This window comes from Paenibacillus cisolokensis, from assembly GCF_018403665.1.
In the GTDB taxonomy this organism is placed as follows: Bacteria; Bacillota; Bacilli; order Paenibacillales; family Paenibacillaceae; genus Paenibacillus_AH; species Paenibacillus_AH cisolokensis.
This window is the reverse complement of sequence record NZ_BOVJ01000063.1, coordinates 21146-27302: the sequence shown is the minus strand read 5'-3', so window position 1 is coordinate 27302 and position 6157 is coordinate 21146. Positions and strand designations below refer to the sequence as shown.

The 6157-nt window shown below is 56.8% G+C and carries 6 protein-coding genes and 1 pseudogene; 2 read left to right on the top strand and 5 right to left on the bottom strand.

The genetic code is table 11. The features are described 5' to 3' along the window. Nucleotides 1–243: 243 nt before the first annotated feature. The 3 genes and pseudogenes from rnhA to PACILC2_RS09175 all read right to left on the bottom strand — a co-directional run bounded on the left by rnhA (nt 244) and on the right by PACILC2_RS09175 (nt 1929). Nucleotides 244–681, bottom strand: coding sequence for a ribonuclease HI (gene rnhA, locus PACILC2_RS09185; protein ID WP_213528617.1), 438 nt, complete (start codon nt 679–681; stop codon nt 244–246). A 13-nt stretch (nt 682–694) separates the two neighbouring features. Continuing rightward, on the bottom strand, nt 695–1291 hold the full coding sequence (gene lepB, locus PACILC2_RS09180) for a signal peptidase I (RefSeq protein WP_213528616.1): 597 nt from the start codon (nt 1289–1291) through the stop codon (nt 695–697). Between the two features lie 216 nt (nt 1292–1507). Continuing rightward, nucleotides 1508–1929 (bottom strand): annotated as a pseudogene (locus tag PACILC2_RS09175) (GNAT family N-acetyltransferase). 328 nt (nt 1930–2257) lie between these two features. On the opposite strand from PACILC2_RS09175, the gene PACILC2_RS09170 reads away from it, so the two are divergent. Together PACILC2_RS09170 and ssuE are read left to right on the top strand one after the other, a co-directional pair. Next, nucleotides 2258–2872 carry a superoxide dismutase gene (locus tag PACILC2_RS09170; RefSeq protein WP_062496072.1) on the top strand — a complete coding sequence of 205 codons (615 nt, stop codon included), beginning with the start codon at nt 2258–2260 and terminating at the stop codon, nt 2870–2872. A 110-nt stretch (nt 2873–2982) separates the two neighbouring features. Then, nucleotides 2983–3573: an NADPH-dependent FMN reductase gene (gene ssuE / locus PACILC2_RS09165; RefSeq protein WP_307860470.1), complete on the top strand. Its 591-nt coding sequence runs from the start codon at nt 2983–2985 to the stop codon at nt 3571–3573. A gap of 147 nt (nt 3574–3720) precedes the next feature. Here the strand turns inward: ssuE and PACILC2_RS09160 are convergent, their stop codons facing one another. Together PACILC2_RS09160 and araD are read right to left on the bottom strand one after the other, a co-directional pair. Next, entirely contained in the window at nt 3721–5433 is a 1713-nt protein-coding gene (locus PACILC2_RS09160; protein WP_213528614.1) for a ribulokinase, read from the bottom strand. Further along, complete coding sequence (araD, locus tag PACILC2_RS09155) at nt 5430–6155, bottom strand: L-ribulose-5-phosphate 4-epimerase (protein WP_062496077.1); 726 nt, start codon at nt 6153–6155, stop codon at nt 5430–5432. Before araD ends, PACILC2_RS09160 begins: the two co-directional genes overlap by 4 nt. Nucleotides 6156–6157: the final 2 nt, after the last annotated feature.

Here is a 6157-nt window from a genome sequence, read left to right as displayed (position 1 = left end):
AAATGTCTTTCAACGCGCGGAACGGTTCCGCGGACGCGATCCCGATTTTGTCGATGCCAAGCGAAGGCGCGGCCTGCTTCATCTCTTTCGCCAGCGATTCCCAAAATTGCCGGCTTCGGACCGGCGCCTCGCCGTTATGGCCGCCATTCGTATCGCTCATGCCGCTCACCTCCTTGTCATCCGGCGTCCTCAGCGCAAGACTCCCCCATGCAAGGGAATAAAGCAGCCGATTCGCTTCCCATTCTAGGGAAGCCGCTTGATCGCTTCTCTTGCCAATTCGTCGCAGCGGTTGTTCCATTCATTATCGCTGTGTCCTTTTACTTTTACATAGTCGACGTTATGAATTTGCATCTGTCCCCACAGTATTTCCCACAGATCGCGGTTTTCGACCGTCTGGCCCTTGCTGTTTTTCCACCCGTTGCGAAGCCAGCCTTTAATCCATCCTTGCTTGAAGCAATTGACGACATAAGCGGAATCGCTGTACACCGTTACCCGGCAAGGTTCCTTCAGCAGCTTCAGCGCCTCGATCACCGCCCGGATTTCCATCCGGTTGTTCGTCGTCGACTTCTCTCCGCCCGATATTTCCTTCCGGTGGCTTCCGTAGAACAGAATCGCTCCCCAACCCCCGGGTCCCGGATTGCCCGAGCAGGCTCCGTCGGTATAGACGACGACTTCTTTCATATCGAAACAGCTCCTATAACGAACTTATTTTGTCGATCGGCCACAATATGAAATCCGCCCTTCCTTTTATCTTTTCCAGCGGCACGACTCCGAACGTTCGGCTGTCACGGCTCGCCCGGGCATGGCGATTGTCTCCCATTACGAAATAGCTTCCGTTAGCAACGACGACCGGGCCGTAATCCATGTCCTCGATTTTCGAATCCGTATACGGCTCGATCACCAGCTCGCCGTTGCGGTACAGCTTGCTGTCGCGAATTTCGATCGTATCCCCGGGCATGCCGACGATCCGTTTGACGAGCAGTTCTTTTCGCCCGGCAATGTCCGTCGGGTCCTGTAAAATGACGATGTCCCCGAGAGCGGGGCGGCCGATTATATAGGCAAACTTGCTGATAAACAGCCATTCCTTGTCCGTGAGCGTCGGCTCCATCGATTGCCCTTCCACCGTCGACAGGTTGAATACGAAATAATGGAGCAGCAACACGATCGTCACCGCAATCGCCAGCGTCTTCAGCCAATCCGTCAACCAACGTACCCACAGACCGTGAGCGGCCGAGCCGGACGATGCGCGCTCCGAATCGCGCTCGGGGCGGTCGGAGAACGATCCGTTCATGCGTTCCCCTCGCTTTCGCTATCATTTATAAAGGTCTGACGTCCCTCCCACCATCATATATAAAATCGCTAACGGAAACCACCCCAAGATGACCGAAGCGCTGACAAGACAAAAAAAGCATATCCGGGACGCCATCATCAATAAGCGTCCAAGATATGCGCAAACCGGCTTCTCCCGCCGCGGGACAAGCGCTTCTTCGCCCGGGAAGAGCGACGTTCAGCCGGCAACAATGCTCAGCTTTTGGAATGAATAAAAAAATCGTCGGCCGCGTAGCCCATCGATTCGTAAAAGGGCAGGTACGGCACGTTGTGCTCGTCCGCCGTAATCATGATCCTCGTCACTTTACGTTGCTCGAAACGTTTCCTGAGCGCCCGGATCAGCGACTTTCCGATGCCTTTGTTCCGATGATCGGGATGTACCGCCACCCGATAGTAGTACCCGCGCTGATTATCGATCGTCCCGATAATCACCCCTGTAATTTCCGACTGGTTGAATGAAACAAGCACGAGATCGCTATCCCATGACAATTGCCGCGCGAAAGCTTCCATCGTCTGATCGAAGCATTCCGCTGAAAGAACCGTTTCCAGAAGCTCCGTTACCGGCCGGTAATCGGAAAGTTGGAAGGAACGAACGTTCATGCGAGCAAACCCCTTCTCTAATCGCTTGTCAAAGAATTGATAAATTAAGAAATACGACAAAAATTGACGAATTCCTGCTTAAATCTTAAAAAAGCCTTAAAAAGTTTGAATATATTGAACGAATTGATTGTAAACGCTTTAATTTAAGCGTTTTCACGGCGATTCGACATCATTTTCGGCAGTATCGTATAAGAGGTTCGAAAAATTACCATGCTAGTTCAAGGCAAAAACAAGTCCGCTCGACTTTTGCAACATAAGTGTTGATTTATTCGAACTGTTGCGTCATAATGAGCTTGGACAAACTACTTTATTCGGGAGGTTGTTATCGATGGCACATCAACTGCCTGCACTGCCTTACGCCACGAATGCGCTCGAGCCGCATATCGACGCCCAAACGATGGAAATCCATCACGGCCGTCACCACAATACTTACGTTACGAACCTGAATGCGGCGCTGGAATCGGCTCCGGAACTGCAAAATAAATCGGTCGAAGAGCTGATTGCGAACCTCGACGCCGTACCGGAATCGATCCGCACGGCTGTGCGCAACAACGGCGGCGGCCACGCCAACCACAGCCTGTTCTGGGTCACGATCGGACCGAACGGCGGCGGCAAGCCTTCCGGCAAGCTGGCTGAGGCAATCGATCGCGAGCTGGGCGGCTTCGACAAGTTCAAGGAAGAATTCACGAAAGCGGCCACGACCCGCTTCGGCAGCGGCTGGGCATGGCTCGCCGTTTCGAAGGACGGCAAGCTGAAAGTATACAGCCTGCCGAACCAGGACAGCCCGATCATGGAAGGCGACACGCCGATTCTCGGTCTGGACGTATGGGAGCACGCTTATTACTTGAAATATCAGAACAAACGCCCGGATTACATCGCGGCATTCTGGAATGTCGTGAACTGGGAAGAAGTGGGCAAGCGCTACGAAGCAGCCCTCTCATAATCAGGCCGCTTACAAGACTGCCGGTGGCATCAGGCCGCTGGCGGTCTTTTTTTTAAAATAAAAGTATTTATTAATTGTCCTAAAGACAGGGACGACGGAGTCGTTTCTGCTTGCGACACGCTTTGTCGAAGGAGTTGAAGCAGCATGAGCAGCGTAGTGATCATATCCGGAAGCCCGAACCCCGCTTCCAGACTTTCCGGCCTGACGTCATACGTCGCGCGCGCCCTGAAAGAAAAACCGGCATCGTCGCGACGGACCTTCAGGTGTCCTCCCTGCCGGCGGAAGATCTCGTTCTCGCCCGGTGGGACAGCCCCGCCATCGAAGCGGCCAACCGCCTCGTCGCGGAGGCCGATGCCGTGATTGTGGCAAGTCCCGTTTATAAGGCATCATTCAGCGGCATTCTGAAAACGTATCTGGATCTTCTGCCGCAAAAAGGTTTGGAACGCAAAATCGTCATGCCGCTGTTTATCGGCGGTACGATCGCGCATCTGCTCGCCATCGAGTACGGCCTGAAGCCGATTTTGTCGGTGCTCGGCGCCCGCCGTTTCGTCAGCGGCGTCTACGCCGTCGACAGTCAGGTAACCCGTGCCGAGGGCGCGGACGGAGCGGGCGGTTTTGTGCTGGAATCCGATTTGAAGCTTAGGCTCGATGCGGCTGTCGATGAGCTGATCGCGGAATTGCGCGCTAAAACTTCCGCTTGACGCGCTTTCGCTGCGGCACGCCTGTCCGGAAACAGAACGAAAGCATCTTCGAACCCCTGCCGGTGCGGGGCCGAAGATGCTTTTTCGCTTACTAGAATTCACTTATGGGGACAGCCCCGCCACGCATTCCGCTGCTTCTCGTCTTCGTCACGAATTGACGGCCGGCGGCGTTTCGACGGTCTCGTTCACCGAGCGCATCCGATCCCGAATCGCCTTGAGCCGCTTCATGACGTCGTTGCCTCCGCGGCCGAAATAATCGTGCAGACGGTTATATTCCGCATACAGTTCGTCATAAATCGCCGCATTCGCCGGATCGGGCTTGAACGTTTCCTCCCGCACCCTGGCCATTTTCGCTGCCGCTTCCACAATGCTGTCATAGCCGCCTTTTCCGGAACCGGCCGCTACCGCGCCGAACATCGCCGCTCCCAGCGCCGGCGTCTGCCTGGAAGCCGCCACTTTAATTTCCCGGTTCGTCACATCGGCATAAATTTGCATCAGCAGCCGGTTCTTCCGGGGCAGCCCGCCGCAGGCGTACAGCTCGTCGACGGCTACGCCGCCTTTCTGGAACGCCTCGATAATTTTGCGAGTGCCGAACGCCGTCGCTTCCAGCAGCGCGCGGTACATCTCCTCGGGCTTCGTCGCGAGCGTCAAGCCGATGAACAAACCCGACAAATCAGTGTCGACGAGAATCGAGCGGTTGCCGTTCCACCAATCCAGCGCCAGCACCCCCGATTCGCCCGGTTTTAGCGCCGCCGCCTTACGTTCCAGGTAAGCATGCACATCGACGCCTTCCCGTTCCGCCGCTTCCCGCACATAGGCGGGCACCGCTTCGTCCGCGAACCAGGCGAAAATATCGCCGACCGCCGATTGACCGGCCTCGTAGCCGAACAATCCGGGAATGATGCCGTCCTCGACGACGCCGCACATCCCCTCGATTTCCTTCTCCTCGGTGCCGAGCAGCATATGGCAGATCGAGGTGCCCATCGCCATCACCAGCTTGCCCGGCGTTACGGCGCCGGTTCCCGGCACGGCCGCATGCGCGTCGACATTGCCGACCGCCACTGCGGTTCCGGAGCGCAATCCGATCCGTTCCGCCATTGCGGCGGTCAGTTCTCCCGCCCTGGAGCCGAGAGGCAGCACCTCGCCGCGCAGCTTCGTTTCCGTCAGACGCTCAAGCCTCGGATCCAGCGCCTTGAAGAATGAGCGGGACGGGTAGCCTTCCCGCTTGTGCCAGATCGACTTGTATCCGGCCGTGCAGCTGTTGCGGACAATCCGCCCTGTCATCTGGCCCACCACCCAATCCGTCGCCTCTACGAACCGGTCGGCCGCCTCGTATATGTCGGGCGCTTCATTCAAAACCTGCCATATTTTGGCGATCATCCATTCCGACGATATTTTGCCGCCGTATCGGGCCAGAAATTTCTCGCCCCGGCGGCGGGCAATCTCATTGATCGCATTCGCCTCGTCCTGCGCCGCATGATGCTTCCACAGCTTCACCCAGCTGTGCGGATTGTCCCGATATTCGGGTAGCAGACAGAGCGGCGTATCCTCGGCATCGACAGGCAGCATCGTGCAGGCCGTGAAATCGATGCCGATGCCGACGACATCGGCGGGATCGACTCCCGATTCCCGCATGATCGCCGGAACGGACCGCTCGAGCACTTCCACATAATCGGCCGGATGCTGCAGTGCCCACTCGCGCCCCAGCGGAATGCCGGATTCCGGCAGCCGCTCGTCAATTACAAGATGGCAGTAAGGCGTCACATGCTCGGCGATTTCCGTACCGTCCGCCAAATCGACCAGTACGGCGCGTCCGGATTCGGTTCCGTAATCGATGCCGATGGCGTATTTCGAACTCATGACAGCGTTCCTCCTTTCGAAGCCCGGCTGTTTTGGCCATAGTAAGCGCTGTCTCCATGCTTTCGCAAATAATGTCTGTCAAGCAAATGGCCGTCAATCGATCGGACGGACGGATTCAAAACCAGCGTATGGAGCGCCATTTTGGCCACTTCCTCGAGCACGACCGCGTTATGCACCGCGTTGTCCGGATCGGTCCCCCAACAGAACGGAGCATGACAATGGACAAGCACCGCCGGAACCTGCTCCGGATCGATTCCCCTCGTCCGAAACGTTTCCACAATGACGTTGCCGGTTTCCAGTTCGTACGCCCCATTCAATTCCGCCGCGGTCAACGGTCTCGTGCATGGCACTTCGCCGTAATAATAATCGGCATGCGTCGTGCCCATGACCGGGATGCCGCGGCCGGCCTGCGCCCAGCTCGTCGCCCATGGCGAATGCGTATGAACGATGCCGCCGATCGCGGCAAACGCCTTATACAGCCGCACATGCGTCGGAGTGTCGGAGGACGGCTGTAATGTCCCGTCCACAATCCGTCCGTCCAGATCGACAACGACCATCTGCTCGGGCTGCAGCCGGTCGTACGGAACGCCGCTCGGCTTGATGACCACCAGCCCGTTTTCCCGGTCGATACCGCTTACATTTCCCCATGTAAAGGTAACCAGCCCGTGCCGGGGAAGCGCCATATTGGCTTCCCATACCGCTTGCTTCAACGCTTCCAGCATTG

What these genes read in the sequence shown, in the direction of transcription:
- PACILC2_RS09170 (WP_062496072.1), top strand. Translation starts at nt 2,258, where the DNA reads ATGGCACATCAACTGCCTGCACTGCCTTACGCCACGAATGCGCTCGAG.
- lepB (WP_213528616.1), bottom strand. Translation starts at nt 1,291, where the DNA reads ATGAACGGATCGTTCTCCGACCGCCCCGAGCGCGATTCGGAGCGCGCA.
- PACILC2_RS09160 (WP_213528614.1), bottom strand. Translation starts at nt 5,433, where the DNA reads ATGAGTTCGAAATACGCCATCGGCATCGATTACGGAACCGAATCCGGA.
- rnhA (WP_213528617.1), bottom strand. Translation starts at nt 681, where the DNA reads ATGAAAGAAGTCGTCGTCTATACCGACGGAGCCTGCTCGGGCAATCCG.
- araD (WP_062496077.1), bottom strand. Translation starts at nt 6,155, where the DNA reads ATGCTGGAAGCGTTGAAGCAAGCGGTATGGGAAGCCAATATGGCGCTT.